At 64.9% G+C, this 13,028-nt stretch carries 9 protein-coding genes; 4 read left to right on the top strand and 5 right to left on the bottom strand.

Annotated features, from left to right (window positions below; translation table 11 throughout):
* Positions 1–7: 7 nt before the first annotated feature.
* Positions 8–1,972 (bottom strand): UvrD-helicase domain-containing protein, encoded by a 1,965-nt coding sequence (locus ACKI1H_RS20330; RefSeq protein ID WP_440466104.1) that lies wholly within the window; start codon positions 1,970–1,972, stop codon positions 8–10.
* Positions 1,973–2,137: 165 nt separating this feature from the next.
* Here ACKI1H_RS20330 and ACKI1H_RS20325 point away from each other — a divergent pair, with 165 nt between their 5' ends.
* Positions 2,138–2,905, top strand: a complete 768-nt coding sequence (locus ACKI1H_RS20325; RefSeq protein ID WP_253446615.1) for an ATP-binding cassette domain-containing protein — start codon at positions 2,138–2,140, stop codon at positions 2,903–2,905.
* A gap of 302 nt (positions 2,906–3,207) precedes the next feature.
* Here ACKI1H_RS20325 and fhuF read toward each other — a convergent pair whose 3' ends face one another.
* From fhuF to ACKI1H_RS20305, 4 genes are all read right to left on the bottom strand, one after another.
* Positions 3,208–3,963, bottom strand: coding sequence for a siderophore-iron reductase FhuF (fhuF, locus tag ACKI1H_RS20320; protein WP_440466103.1), 756 nt, complete (start codon positions 3,961–3,963; stop codon positions 3,208–3,210).
* Positions 3,964–3,994: 31 nt separating this feature from the next.
* Positions 3,995–4,981 carry a GNAT family N-acetyltransferase gene (locus tag ACKI1H_RS20315; RefSeq protein WP_440466102.1) on the bottom strand — a complete coding sequence of 329 codons (987 nt, stop codon included), beginning with the start codon at positions 4,979–4,981 and terminating at the stop codon, positions 3,995–3,997.
* A gap of 97 nt (positions 4,982–5,078) precedes the next feature.
* Positions 5,079–6,413, bottom strand: a complete 1,335-nt coding sequence (locus ACKI1H_RS20310; protein ID WP_138524695.1) for a lysine N(6)-hydroxylase/L-ornithine N(5)-oxygenase family protein — start codon at positions 6,411–6,413, stop codon at positions 5,079–5,081.
* Between the two features lie 430 nt (positions 6,414–6,843).
* Positions 6,844–7,338 carry a sigma-70 family RNA polymerase sigma factor gene (locus ACKI1H_RS20305; protein WP_440466101.1) on the bottom strand — a complete coding sequence of 165 codons (495 nt, stop codon included), beginning with the start codon at positions 7,336–7,338 and terminating at the stop codon, positions 6,844–6,846.
* Between the two features lie 139 nt (positions 7,339–7,477).
* Here ACKI1H_RS20305 and ACKI1H_RS20300 point away from each other — a divergent pair, with 139 nt between their 5' ends.
* From ACKI1H_RS20300 to ACKI1H_RS20290, 3 genes are all read left to right on the top strand, one after another.
* Positions 7,478–8,506: a FecR family protein gene (locus ACKI1H_RS20300; protein ID WP_138524693.1), complete on the top strand. Its 1,029-nt coding sequence runs from the start codon at positions 7,478–7,480 to the stop codon at positions 8,504–8,506.
* Between the two features lie 186 nt (positions 8,507–8,692).
* Positions 8,693–10,381, top strand: coding sequence for a cyclic peptide export ABC transporter (locus tag ACKI1H_RS20295; protein ID WP_440466100.1), 1,689 nt, complete (start codon positions 8,693–8,695; stop codon positions 10,379–10,381).
* 154 nt (positions 10,382–10,535) lie between these two features.
* Complete coding sequence (locus tag ACKI1H_RS20290) at positions 10,536–12,932, top strand: TonB-dependent siderophore receptor (RefSeq protein ID WP_440466099.1); 2,397 nt, start codon at positions 10,536–10,538, stop codon at positions 12,930–12,932.
* Positions 12,933–13,028: the final 96 nt, after the last annotated feature.

Below are 13,028 nucleotides of genomic sequence, written 5' to 3'. Positions count from 1 at the left end.
TCCAGGCTCAGGCGGGAGCCGTTTCCACGTTGCGCCGCATGGCCAGGATCGCCGTCGGCCCCTGGGCCTTGCGGGTGAACCAGAACACCCGACTCACGCCACGGGTAATCGCCACATACGCCAGGCGCAGCTGTTCGTCCTGCTGGGCCTGGTCGTAGCTACTGGTGAAGAAGCCGCACGCCGCGTACAGCGCGCTGCGCAGCGGGTGTTTTTCCGGCGGCGCGCAGTCGTCGACGATGATCGCCACTTCCGCCTGCAAGCCCTTGGCGCGGTGAATGGTCATGCCCTTCACCGGCAGCTTGCGGTCCAGTTCGCCGAGGATCGTCTGCAGGGTTTCATTGCGCCGACTGAGCAGCAGCACGGCGGTCTTCTCCCGTGACCCGCGCGCGGCGACGTGCTCGCACTGCTTGCGGATCTCCTCCAGCAGGATCGGCAGGCTGTTGCGCGCATCGAAGCGTTGCACCAGTTTCACCCCGTGATCGCCTGTCTCCGCTGACTTGAAGGCGCGACAGGTCTTGGCCTGCTTATTGGCCACTCCCACCAGCACGCGCTCACCGTCACGAATCACCGGGTCGATGCTGCGGTAGTTGGTCTCCAGCAGCAGTACGCGGCTCTTGCGCCGGCCCTTGCTGGGGAAGTGCCGGTCGAAGTCCATGAACAGCTCCGGCGAACTGCCGCGCCAGGCGTAGATGGACTGCCAGTCATCACCGATGGCCATCAGGCTGACGGCTTCGCCGCGCCTGGCAAGATCGCGGTGCAGCGCCTGCAACCATTGCACGATCTGTGGCGAGACGTCCTGGAACTCGTCGATCAGCAGGTGCTGGAACGGTGCCAGGGCTTCGGCCGGCAGCTTGCCATCGCCGAGCTGGTCGGTCAGGCGCTGGAACGCCAGGTTGAAGGTCAGTAGGCCCTGCTCCTGCAAAGCCGTGTCGAAGGCCGCCCAGAACAGCTGCAGCGCCTCGATGAACTGGCGCTCGCGCGGCGGGCAGCCGAGCTGCTTCGGCTGCAATTGGGCGATGCGCAGGCCGATGCTTTCGATAAAGCCGGACTGGGCATAGAAAGCTTCGAACAGCGGCAGCGCGGTGAATTCGCCGGCCAGCTTGAAGGCATCCAGGGGCGCCTTGCCGATGCGCGGCGGTTTGCCGTCTTCCCCCGCCTCGGGCGGTGGCGGCAGCTCCAACAGTTGATGCACCAGCCCACGGAACTCGTGCTGCTCGGCGTAGCATTGCTGGTAAACCTGCTTGAGCAGGCGCTGCTGAGCCGGGCGCAGGCGGCCGGCTAGCAGCGGGTTGTCCAGCTCGTCGGCCGGAGTGCGTTCGTCCAATTGCTCGAACCAGCGCGGATTCTTCAGCGCGACTTTCGCCAGGGTGCCCATCGCCGAATGAAAGGTCCGTATGCACTGCCGCGCCTGCGCCGCATCGAACGGATGGCCCCAGTAGCCAAGCACTTTGACCAGTTGCTCGCGCAACTGCGCGCAGGAGGCGTTGGTGAAGGAAATCACCGTTACCTTCTCGGCATCGATGCCCAGATGACAGAGCATGTAGACGACGCGCAGAACCAGCGTCGTCGACTTGCCGGAACCGGCGCCGGCGAAGATGCGGGTCAGCGGCTCGGGAGCGAGAATCATCGCCCACTGCTCGTCCGACGGCAGGCTGACTATCCCATGGGCGGCGGCCTGGGCCACCCGCTGGCGCATGTCGAGGGCGTGCTGCTCGTCCGGTGCCTTCGCAGTGCCATAGATGCCGGCAGCCGCGGGGGCACGGGGACGCTTGGGTGTGGGCGCGTCGCCCTCCTTTTTCACCTTGGCGGCGCGCTTGGTCGGCGTCTTGACCTTGGCTTTGCCCTTGCCACGCCCGCCAGGCTGCGGCTGCTCCGCTTCACGCTCGGCGCGCAGGTATTCGGTAGTGCGGGGGAAATAACGCGCCAGGGCCTCGGCGAGCAGGCGTTTATAGCGTTCGACAGCAGACTCCATGGGCCCATCCGATCAATTACAGCGTTGAATCATAAGCGCTTTCGGTCAGGGACAGGCAATCGATCCGGCGGTTCCGCGAGGCTCCGGAAAATTGATAACCATTAGCGATTGGATTAGAGTCGGGCTCCCGCTTTTCCCGGCCTCGCCACCCTGATGGAAGACCTCATGTTCGAACTGGAAAATGTCAGTTTCAGCGTCCCCGGCCGCACCCTCCTGCAACCGCTGAGCCTGCAGCTGGCCGACGGCAACATGATCGGCCTGATCGGCCACAACGGCTCGGGCAAATCCACTCTGCTCAAGCTGCTGGCCCGCCAGCAACAGGCCAGCGGCGGCAGCATCCGCCTGGACGGCAAGCCGCTGCAGGATTGGGGCAACCGCGACTTCGCGCGCCAGGTGGCGTACCTGCCGCAGCAACTGCCGCAGACCGACGGCCTGACCGTACGCGAGCTGGTCGCCTTCGGCCGTTATCCCTGGCACGGCGCTCTCGGCCGTTTCACCGGCGAGGACCGCCAGCAGATCGACCGCGCGCTGGACCTGACCGACACCCTCGCCTTCGCCGACCGCCCGGTGGACCTTCTCTCCGGCGGCGAACGCCAGCGCGTCTGGCTGGCCATGCTGCTGGCGCAGAACAGCCGCTACCTGCTGCTGGACGAGCCGACCTCGGCGCTGGATATCGCCCACCAGGTAGAAGTGCTCTCCCGCGTCCACGAACTCAGCCGCGAGCTGGGCCTGGGCGTACTGGTGGTGCTGCACGACATCAACATGGCGGCGCGCTACTGCGACCACCTCATCGCCCTGCACGGCGGCCGCCTGCTGGCCCAGGGCACGCCGGCCGAACTGATGCGCGGCGAGACGCTGGAAGATATCTACGGGATTCCCATGGGCGTGCTGAGCAACCCGGTGGATGGGTCTCCGATCAGCTACCTGCGCTAAGCCCCAGCTGGGACGAACCGTCCCCTGCCAGCCTTCCCCGCGAGCGCATCTGTAGGATGGGTGGAGCTTGCGATACCCATGCTGCTGCGTGTGCGCGGATCTCGATGGGTATCGCTGCGCTCCACACCATCCTACGTCCTTGCGCCACCCTAATCCCCGTGTGAACGGAAACGCCCCTCGCGGGCATGGCCGGGAGCCCCTCTCCCACAGCGAGAGAGGGGCCGTTCGGCACAGGATGAAGCCTCGTCGTCAGCCGTAGGGTGCATAACCTGGGACAGGTTATCCGCCCTACGGGAGTTCCGTTACAGGTCGCTTGCCTGGGCCGGAGGCTCGTCGATCAGCGGGCAATTGTCGCAGTTTCCGATGCTGCCCAGGCGGTAGCGTATGCAGCACGTCCGGCGCTGCCGCCAGAGCCCGTCCGGGCGCTGCTCGCAGGACACCTCGATATACTGGATCGGCTTGTACAGCGGATTGCGCGTGCCGTCCGGACGGCGCTCAGCCTCCAGCAGTTCGCGGCCGTGGCCGAGCATCGGGGCCAGCGGCGGCAGCTTGGCCATCTCGGTGATGAACCACTCGAAGTAGTTGCCAGCGTTGCTCCAGAGCACCTTGGGCGACAGGCGCACCTCAGCGGCCAGCGCTTGCACGAAGGGTTGCAGATGATCTTCCAGCAGATGGGCAAAGCGCTGGAACGGATCGCCGGGTGGCGCGGCGAATGACCCACCCTCCCCCGGCAGCTTGAAGGCTTCGGGAATGCCCTGGGCGTCGAGCACCACTTCGATGTCATCGAACGCCAACGGCAACGTGCGGCCCAGCACCAGCGCAGCGGCAACCACCGGCGGAATGAGGCGGACCAGGTACCACTTGGACCACTGCGAAGCCAGTGCGCGGCGGTCGCCGTCTGCGTGGGTCGGGTCGAAGCGGCGCAGCACGCTGTCGAGCATTTCCCGCTCGAGCAAGGTGCGCGCGGGGACAGAGGGGCGTGGATCATCGCGGGTCACCAGCACCTCGCGGTAGCTGGCGAACTCGCCGAAATACAAGGGTGCGAGGGCCGCGATCACCGACAGCCCTCAGTCAGGCAGAGAAGCGCCGTCAGCACAGGCCGCAACGCTCGAAGAAGGTTTCCCGGCTCTGCACCATCAGTGCGGCACGCTTGTGCGGGAAGTTGAATTCCTTCTCGCGCCAGAAGCCCAGGCGCTGCATGTGGCCGATCATCTTCGCATTGTCGGCGCGCGGCTCGGCGACGATGCGCTGGGTACGCGGGTCGTCCAGCAGCAGGTAGTGCACCAGGGCGGTCATCCAGCTTTCCACCTTGTGCGGGCCACGGTGGGATTCCTCGCCCACCAGCATGTGGATGCCACGGTCATAGTCGTCCACTTCGTAGAACGGCGCGATGCGGTCTTCCTTGGCCCAGTAGGCTTCGTAGTAGGCGAAGGGCTGGTCATCGATGCAGCCGATCAGGGTGGTGGTGTGCGGGTCGGCGGCGGCTTTTTCCAGGTAGGCACGGTGCTGCTCCAGGGTGCCGCCTTCCTGCCAGAACTCCAGCACGCGCGGGCTGTTCTGCCAGCGGTTGAAGCGCTCGAGGTCCAGTTCGATATCCAGGGTGCGCAGGGAAATCCACTGGCCCAGCCTGGCGTCGAAGCGGCGGTACACCTCGCCCTGCGGCTTGGGTGCGCGCAACGGATGGCGGCGGCCGCCACTCATGCGATAGACCTGCGGGTAGTTGGCGCTGGCCGCGCCCTTGTGCCAGGCAGCCCCCAGTTGCCAGAACGCAGTGCGCTCGATCTGCAGGCGTCCGCCGACTTCATCGCGGCTCACCAGGCCTTTTTCGAGTGCCTCGGCGGGCAGGTTGGCGGCGGCGAACTGCACCCGCTCGCTCTGCGCATCGCCCGCGAAGGTCCAGTAGGCCAGCGCCCACAATGCCTCCACGGTCGGCGCGGCACTCAGTTGCCAGCACTCGCCTTCGCGCTGCGCGTTCAGCAGCGGCTGGCCGGCGAGCAGCAGGGTCAGGCCTTGGGTTCCGTGGTCGGCGGAGAGCTGGCGGCCGTCAGGCAGCGGCAGCGAGAAACTGGGCGTCATGGTGGGCTCCCTTTCATGAATGCAACGACCCCGCCCGTATGACGAGCAGGGTCGGAAGAAATTTAGTCGGCCCGGAAATCGATTCCGGGCCTGTGGATCACGCGCTTTCCGCGGTCAGCGGGCGCGTCGGCTTGTGCGCGGTCTCGTGCGGCGGCAGGTGTTCGAACATCGAGGCGGCGATTTCCTGCGCGCGCATCGGCAGCACCGACAGCAGCGTGTCGCTCAGGCCGTGGCTGTCCTGGGTGAAGCCCTGCAGGTAGATACCGGCGTGCAGGCGCTCGTCGGCCAGTACGCGGTAATCGCGGCCCACTTCGAAGTCGCCCAGGTAGTCCTGCAGCGGTGCGAGCAGTTCGCGGTGCGACTTGCGCTCGTAGCCGGTGGCGAGGATCACCGCGTCGTAGCGATGGGTTTCCACCGCTCCGGTGGCGCTGTCGCGCAAGGTCAGTTCGATACCGTCGGCGTCGGCCTTGGCGGCCTCCACATTGCGGCGGCAAAGGAAGGCATGGCGGTCCACGCCGGCCACCTTCTGGCGGTAGAAGATGCCGTAGATACGCTCGATCAGGTCCAGGTCCACCACCGAATAGTTGGTGTTGTGGAACTCCTGGATCAATTTCTCGCGCTCGGCCTTGGGCTCGTTGAACACCAGGTCGGTGTAGCGCGGGGCGAAGATCTCGTTGACGAAGGGGCTGTCGTCCGCCGGCTTGAGTACCGCGGCGCGCAGAACCATGTCGACCTTCACCGAAGGGAAGCTGTCGTTCAGGTCGATGAAGGCTTCGGCCGCGCTCTGGCCGCCGCCGATCACCGCGATGCGCATGGGCTCGTTCTGGTTGCAGCGCTGTTTGGCCATGCACTCCAGGTAGCGGGCGTGGTGGAACACCCTCGGGTCGTCACGCAGGTGGCTGAAAGCCGACGGGAAGCGCGGCGTGCCGCCGGTGCTCACCACCACGCTGCGAGCCAGGCGGAAGCGCTCGTGGCCACGGGCGTCAGTGGAGAGCACCTTGACCAGCTCGATGCCGTCAGGGCCTTGCACCGGCTCGACGCGGCTGACGGTTTCGCCGCAGACACGCTGCTCGGCGAACTGCTCGCTGACCCAGCGCAGGTAGTCGTTGTACTCCATGCGGCACGGGTAGAAGGTGCCCAGGTTGGTGAAGTCGATCAGCCGCCCCATGGCGTGCAGATAGTTGACGAAGCTGTACGGGCTGGTGGGGTTGCGCAAGGTCACCAGGTCCTTGAGGAAGGAAATCTGCAGCTCGCTCTGCGCCACCAGGGTGTTGCCGTGCCAGCGGTAGTCGGCCTGTTTGTCGAGAAACAGTGCGTGGTAATGGCGGCCCTCGCGTCGCGCCTGCTCCTGCAGGGCGATCGCCAGCGCCAGGTTGGAGGGGCCGAAACCGATGCCGAGCACGTCGTAGGTCGGGGTGATCATCTGGGTCATGGTGCCAATGTCCTGTGTCGCGATGGCCGTGGGGCGTGACCACGCGGGAGTCGGCGGCTTACTGCTCTGCCTGGAGCGCCCCGCCATCCGGCGGTCAGCGCTCGCTCCTGCGTGTCGCCCATGATTTGCGCTGTCGATAGCGCGTTATCTGGAGAGACGAGACAGGCTTTGGGAAATTTAGAATGATTCTCACTAAGTCATGAAAATTTCAGAATGACGGAGAGTTGAGCGGCGCCAGCAGTCTGCGTGCGGGCACGCAGAAATTAATTCCCGGCGCAGGCCATACGTCTGTGTATGTAATTGCGATGGGCGCCGCGCGGTTCGCGAGCAAGCTCGCTCCTGCAGGCGGGGTTCGGGCGTTCTTTGTAGGAGCGAGGGGGACGCCCAGTCCTTGCTCGCGAAGCAGACAATGGCAGGGAGCCTGGAGTAGCTACCCCTGCCCGCTCCAGGCCTTGAGGCGCAGCCGGCAATGTTTCATCGCGTTGACGATGTGTTTCTCCACCATGTCGCGAGAGATGCCCATGGTCTCGGCGATCTCGACATGGCTGCAACCCTCGACCTTGCGCAGCAGGAAAGCACGGCGACAGGCCTCGGGCAGTTCGCCAAGGGCGCGCTGGAGCAGTTGCAATTGCTGCTGGCGGCTGGCCTCCTCCTGCGGGCAGCGCTCGTCGAGGCAGCCTTCGCGATCCAGGGTCTCCAGCTCTTCGGTGCGGCGTACACGGCCGCGCCGGTGCAGGTCGATACTGAGGTTGACCGCCGTGCGATAGAGAAATGCGCGGGGTTGTTCGATATGCTCGTCGCCCTTGCGGTCGAGCAGGCGCAGGAAGGCCTCCTGAGTGACATCGGCAGCCGCCTGGCGGTCGCCAAGGCTGCGGTTCAGGTAGAGGGCCAGTTCCTTGTAGTAACGGATGAACGTGCTTTCCACCCAGGCGGCATCCTAATGAAAAAACAGCCAAGGCTGTAGGCACCTGCTGACAGTCCGAGTCAGGCTTATTTATAATCACTCGCATCAACGCGAAAAGAAAGTGTGATATCGGCCGCAAACGGCCTTACCGAGATTCCTGATGACCAGCTCCCCCGCCCCGTTCGACGATGACCGCATCAGCGCCGAAGCTGCGCATTGGTGCGCGCGTCTGCACGACGAAGAGTGCAGCGATGCCGAACGCGCCGAGTTCGCGCAGTGGCTCGCGCTCGACCCGCGGCATGAGGTGGAGTACGCGGCGATGCTGGACATCTGGCAGCTCTCGGAACTGCTGCCACCGACACCGCGCGCTGCATCCGCAGCGATAGCACCGACACCACTGAGCGAGCGCCGCCCCCGAAGCAGTACGCGCCGCCCACGTAGCGGCAAGCGCATTGCCGCCGTGGCCGCTGGCGTGCTGGTCGCGGTCGGAGCCTTGTGGTCGGCAGGCTGGTCCGCCGGTCTGCTGCCGTCCAGGGTTGGCTATTACGCTGCGCAACCGGGTGCACGCGAGGTGGAACTGGCCGACGGCTCGAAAGTCGAGCTCAACAGCAATTCGCAACTCTTCTTCGCCGACTTCCGCGACCGTCGCAGTGCCTGGCTGAAAAGCGGCGGCGAAGCCTACTTCCGCGTCACCCACGACACCCTGCAGCCGTTCTCGGTCTACACCGACAACGGCAGCGTGCGGGTCACCGGTACGCGTTTCAACGTCTGGACTGACTCGCACCAGATGCTGGTCACCCTGCTCGAAGGCTCGGTGGTGGTCAGCCCGCCGGACAGTGTCGACGGCAACAGCGCCCAGCTCACGCCGGGCATGCAGGCGCGCTACAGCCAGGGCAGCCAGCGCATCGAACTGGCCCAGGTCGCCCCCGCCGGCGCCATCGCCTGGATCGAGGGCAAGCTGGTGATCGATGACCTGACCCTGCAGTCGGCCATCCCGCTGATCAACCGCTACCTCAAGCAGCCGGTATTCCTCGACGACGCCACCGTCGCCGCCATGCGCATTGGCGGCATCTACCGCACCGACGACCTCCAGGCGCTGGTGGATTCCCTGCCCAAGGTTCTGCCGCTGGAACTGCGCAAGGACAATCAGGGCCGCACCGTCCTCGCCAGTCGATACGTACAGCTCTAACCCCTACAGAGACCTCGGCAGCTGCGCCGACTCATTTGCGACAAATTCGCAAATTCTCTTCAGCTTTCGCTCCGCTCATTCGTCTTGATAGGAACGATTCGGATTTGCCGATGATTTCCTGATTCGCGCACCGTCTCGTCCCGTTGTGCGGCCCGCCTTCCGGCGGGTCGGGTCCAGGAAAAGACGATGCAGACTCCCGCTCCAAGCGCTTTCCGCGAAATGCTCAAGTTGCTGCGGCCTTATTGGCTGCCGCTGGCCCTCGCTACCCTGCTGGGAATTCTTGGCGGCGCCGCGATTACCGCGCTGCTTGCCACCATCAACTACGGCCTGCATTCCGAAGGAGGCATGTCCGCCGCGTTGCTGCTGGGTTTCGCCGGCTTATGCGCCGTAGCCTTGATCGGCTCGATCATCTCCGACCGCGGCACCAACTATGTCGGCCAGCACGTCATCGCCAGCCTGCGCAAGGATCTGGGCAGCAAGATCATCGCCGCACCCATCGAGCAGATCGAGCGCTACCGCAGCCACCGGTTGATCCCGGTGCTGACCCATGACATCGACACCATCAGCGACTTCGCCTTCGCCTTCGCGCCGCTGGCCGTCGCGCTGACCACCACGCTGGGCTGCCTGGGCTACCTGGCCTGGCTGTCACCACCGATGTTCCTCGCCACCGCTGTGGCCATCGTTGTCGGCAGCGCCGTGCAGTACGTCGCACGGGCGAAAGGCATCAAGGGCTTCTTCGAAGCACGGGACAAGGAAGACGAGCTGCAAAAGCACTACCGCGCCATTGCCGAGGGTGCCAAGGAGCTGCGCATCAGCCGCCCGCGCCGCTTCCAGCACTACAGCGAACGCCTGCAGGGCACCGCCGACGAAATCTGCGACATCCAGCTGCGCTCGATCAACCTGTTCAACGTCGCCAAGGGTTTCGGTTCGACGCTGTTCTTCATCGTCATCGGTGTGGCGCTGGCCTATCAGTCGCTGTGGCCGAGCACCGACCAGGCGACGCTGTCCGGCTTCATCCTGGTGCTGCTGTACATGAAGGGCCCGCTGGAGGGGCTGATCGGCCAGCTGCCGGTGGTGACCCGCGCCCAGGTTGCGTTCCGCAGGATTGCCGAACTGTCGGTGCGTTTCTCCTCGCCAGAGCCGAACCTGCTGCTGGCCGACGACGGTCGCAAGCCGCTGGACTTCCAGTCCATCGAACTGCGCGACCTGGCCTACCACTACCCCACCGACGACGGTTCCCGTGGCTTTGGCGTCGGCCCGCTGAACCTCAAGGTCAGCCGAGGCGAGATCCTCTTCATCGCCGGTGAGAACGGTTGCGGCAAGACGACGATGATCAAGCTGCTGCTCGGCCTCTACGCCCCGCGCGGTGGCGAGTTGCTGCTCAACGGCCAGCCGGTGGGAGACGCCAACCGCGATGACTACCGCCAACTGTTCACCACCATCTTCGCCGACTACTTCCTCTTCGAAGACCTGCTCAAGGGCAGCCAGGACATCCCGGCTGAAGCCAGCCGCTACCTGGAACGCCTGGAAATCGCCCACAAGGTCAGCCTGCAGGGCCAGGAATTCTCCACCACCGACCTCTCGACCGGCCAGCGCAAGCGCCTGGCCCTGGTACAGGCCTGGCTGGAGAAACGCCCGGTACTGGTGTTCGACGAGTGGGCGGCGGACCAGGACCCGGAGTTCCGCCGGATTTTCTACACCGAGCTGCTGCCCGAGCTGCGCGCCCAGGGCAAGACGCTGATCGTGATCTCCCACGACGACCGTTATTTCGACGTCGCCGATCGCCTGCTTCGCATGAGCGCCGGGCAGATCGTGGAAATCGCGGAGCCCCGCGCCAAGGCGCCACGGGGCGGTTCCGGCATGGCGATGCATTGACGGCCGGCGGTCCGGATGGCCGCCCTCTTCATAACGCCGTCACTCAGCAACAAAAAAGATCGAACGGATTTTTCCGGTTTTTTCCAGCCGGCGCGTCACATAAAGCTGAATCATTCTTATTAGAAACTGCATTAAGATCATAGGAGCTAAACAAGTGAGTCGCACCCGCACTGCGCTGCAATCCCAGCACAAGGTGAAGCCTCTGGCACGCCTGGTTCGCGCCACCGCCCTGGGCATGGTCCTGGCGGCTTCCGCCGTGGAGGCCGCCCCGGTCCGCATCGACATCCCGGCCCAGTCCCTGGCGTCCGCCCTGACCAGCCTGGGCGCGCAGTCGAACCTGCAGATCGTCTTCAACCAGACCCAGGTGCAGAACCTGCGCGCCCCCGGCGTGCGCGGCGAGATGGAGCCCACCCAGGCGCTGGAGCGCCTGTTGCAGGGCACCGGCATCAAGTACCAGGTCGAAGGCAGCCGCGTGACTCTGCTGGGTGCCGACTCCGCCAGCGGCGACACCCTGAACATGTCCGCCCAGGTCATCACCGGCACTGTTGAGGGTGAAGACAGCTACGTGCCGCGCACCTCCAACAGCGGCAGCAAGACCGATACCCCGCTGCTGGAAATCCCCCAGTCGATCTCGGTGATCACCCGCAAGCAGATGGACGCCCAGGGGGCCCAGACCGTGACCGAAGCGCTGCGCTACGTGCCCGGCGTCAAGGTGGAAGCCTATGGCCTCGACCCGAAAGGCTTCGACTGGCTGTATATCCGCGGCTTCAACGCTCAGGCCACCAGCGACTACCTCAACGGCCTGCGTCAGCAGAACAACAGCTACGCCTTCTTTCGCAGCGAGCCCTATGCCTTCGAGCGCATCGACGTGGTCCGTGGCCCGTCCTCCAGCCTGTTCGGCCTGGGCGACGCCGGCGGCATCGTCAACCGTGTGAGCAAGAAGCCCACCGCCAACCACATCAACGAAGTCGAACTGACGGGCGGCAACCATGACCGCAAGCAGGGCCAGTTCGACCTCGGCGGCGCGCTGGACGACCAGAACCAGTTCCTCTACCGCGTGGTGGGCCTGGCCCGCGACTCGAACACCCAGGCCGAGTACGACGACGGCCACGAGGTCGAGGACAACCGCTACTACATCGCCCCGTCCTTCACCTGGGCGCCGGACGAAGACACCAGCCTGACGATCCTCACCGACTTTCTGCGGGACCGTAACTCCGGCTCGATCTTCGACTACAGCGTCAATGGCCACCCTACCGGCACGCTGCTGGGCGACCACAACTACAACCACTTCGACCAGGACCAGTACACCCTGGGCTACGAGTTTCGCCACCGTCTGAACGACACCTGGGAGTTCCGCCAGAACGCTCGTTACGGCCAGGTCGACCTGATCTTCAACAACCTGCTGCCGCAACTGCAGGTCGGTCGGAACATCATCCGCACCGCGGATCGCTTCGACCAGCACATGGACACCTTCAACCTCGACAACCAGTTGCAGGCCAACTTCGACACCGGCGCCATCAAGCACACCCTGCTGATGGGCGCGGACTACAGCTGGCAGGACGCCAATATCGCCCGCTGGCGCACCCTCGGCCCGTCGCTGAACCTGGATAACCCGGTGTACGGCCAGAGCGTGCCGCGTCCGACCAAGGACACCACCCTCGCCGGCCAGGCGATCGACTACGACCAGAACATCGAGCAGATCGGCGCCTACCTGCAGGACCAGGTCAAGTTCGACGACCACTGGATCCTCACTGCCGGTGGCCGCTACGACTACGTGCGCAACGACCTGGACAACCACGTCGGCGCCCACAGCATGCAGAAGGACAACGCCTTCACCGGCCGGGTCGGCCTGACTTACCTGACCGACTTCGGCCTGGCGCCCTACGTCAGCTACTCCGAGTCCTTCGTGCCCAACACCGGCATCAGCTCCGACGGCAGCGCCTTCAAGGCCAGCGAAGCTCACCAGTACGAAGCGGGCGTGAAGTTCCAGCCAGACGAAACGCTGTTGATCACCCTGGCCGCCTACGAGCTGACCAAGGAAAACATCCTCACCAACCAGCTGAATGCCAACGGCGTACCGACCGGCTTCAGCGAGGCCACCGGCGAGCAGCGCTCGCGCGGCATCGAGGCCGAGCTGAAAGCCAAGCTGGACCAGAACTGGGACCTGCTGGCCTCGTATACCTACACCAAGGCCAAGATCACCAAGAGTAACGATGCCAACGAAGGCAACCGCCCGGCCAACGTGCCCGAGCACATGGCCAACGGCTGGCTGAACTACACCTTCCACGAAGGTGCGGTCGACGGCCTCTCCATCGGCGGCGGCGTGCGCTACACCGGCTCGCTCTACGGTAACAACGCCAATACCTACCACGTCGACAACTACACCCTGTTCGACGCCGGTGTGAGCTACCCGCTGAACAAGAACGTGACCCTCTCGGTGAACGCCCAGAACCTGCTGGACGAGGAATATGCCGCGACCTGCGACAGCCCGATCTCCTGCTACCCGGGCCTGCGCCGGACCGTCATGACCAGCGTGAAGTACAGCTGGTAAGGCACTCGTGGAGGCGGCTCGCGTCGCCTCCACGCGCTCTTTCCGGGCTCCCTGTACGCAGGGGGCCTTTCTTGTTTCAGAAGACTGTTGTTTCAG

Origin of the sequence: Pseudomonas sp. YH-1, from assembly GCF_051990045.1 — a bacterium.
Lineage (GTDB): Bacteria > Pseudomonadota > Gammaproteobacteria > Pseudomonadales > Pseudomonadaceae > Pseudomonas > Pseudomonas nicosulfuronedens.
This window is presented reverse-complemented; position numbering and strand designations above follow the sequence as displayed.

Bases quoted from the DNA above. Each gene is read 5' to 3' on its own strand.
- ACKI1H_RS20330 (WP_440466104.1), bottom strand. From the start codon at position 1,972: ATGGAGTCTGCTGTCGAACGCTATAAACGCCTGCTCGCCGAGGCCCTG.
- ACKI1H_RS20325 (WP_253446615.1), top strand. From the start codon at position 2,138: ATGTTCGAACTGGAAAATGTCAGTTTCAGCGTCCCCGGCCGCACCCTC.
- ACKI1H_RS20315 (WP_440466102.1), bottom strand. From the start codon at position 4,981: ATGACGCCCAGTTTCTCGCTGCCGCTGCCTGACGGCCGCCAGCTCTCC.
- ACKI1H_RS20310 (WP_138524695.1), bottom strand. From the start codon at position 6,413: ATGACCCAGATGATCACCCCGACCTACGACGTGCTCGGCATCGGTTTC.
- ACKI1H_RS20300 (WP_138524693.1), top strand. From the start codon at position 7,478: ATGACCAGCTCCCCCGCCCCGTTCGACGATGACCGCATCAGCGCCGAA.
- ACKI1H_RS20295 (WP_440466100.1), top strand. From the start codon at position 8,693: ATGCAGACTCCCGCTCCAAGCGCTTTCCGCGAAATGCTCAAGTTGCTG.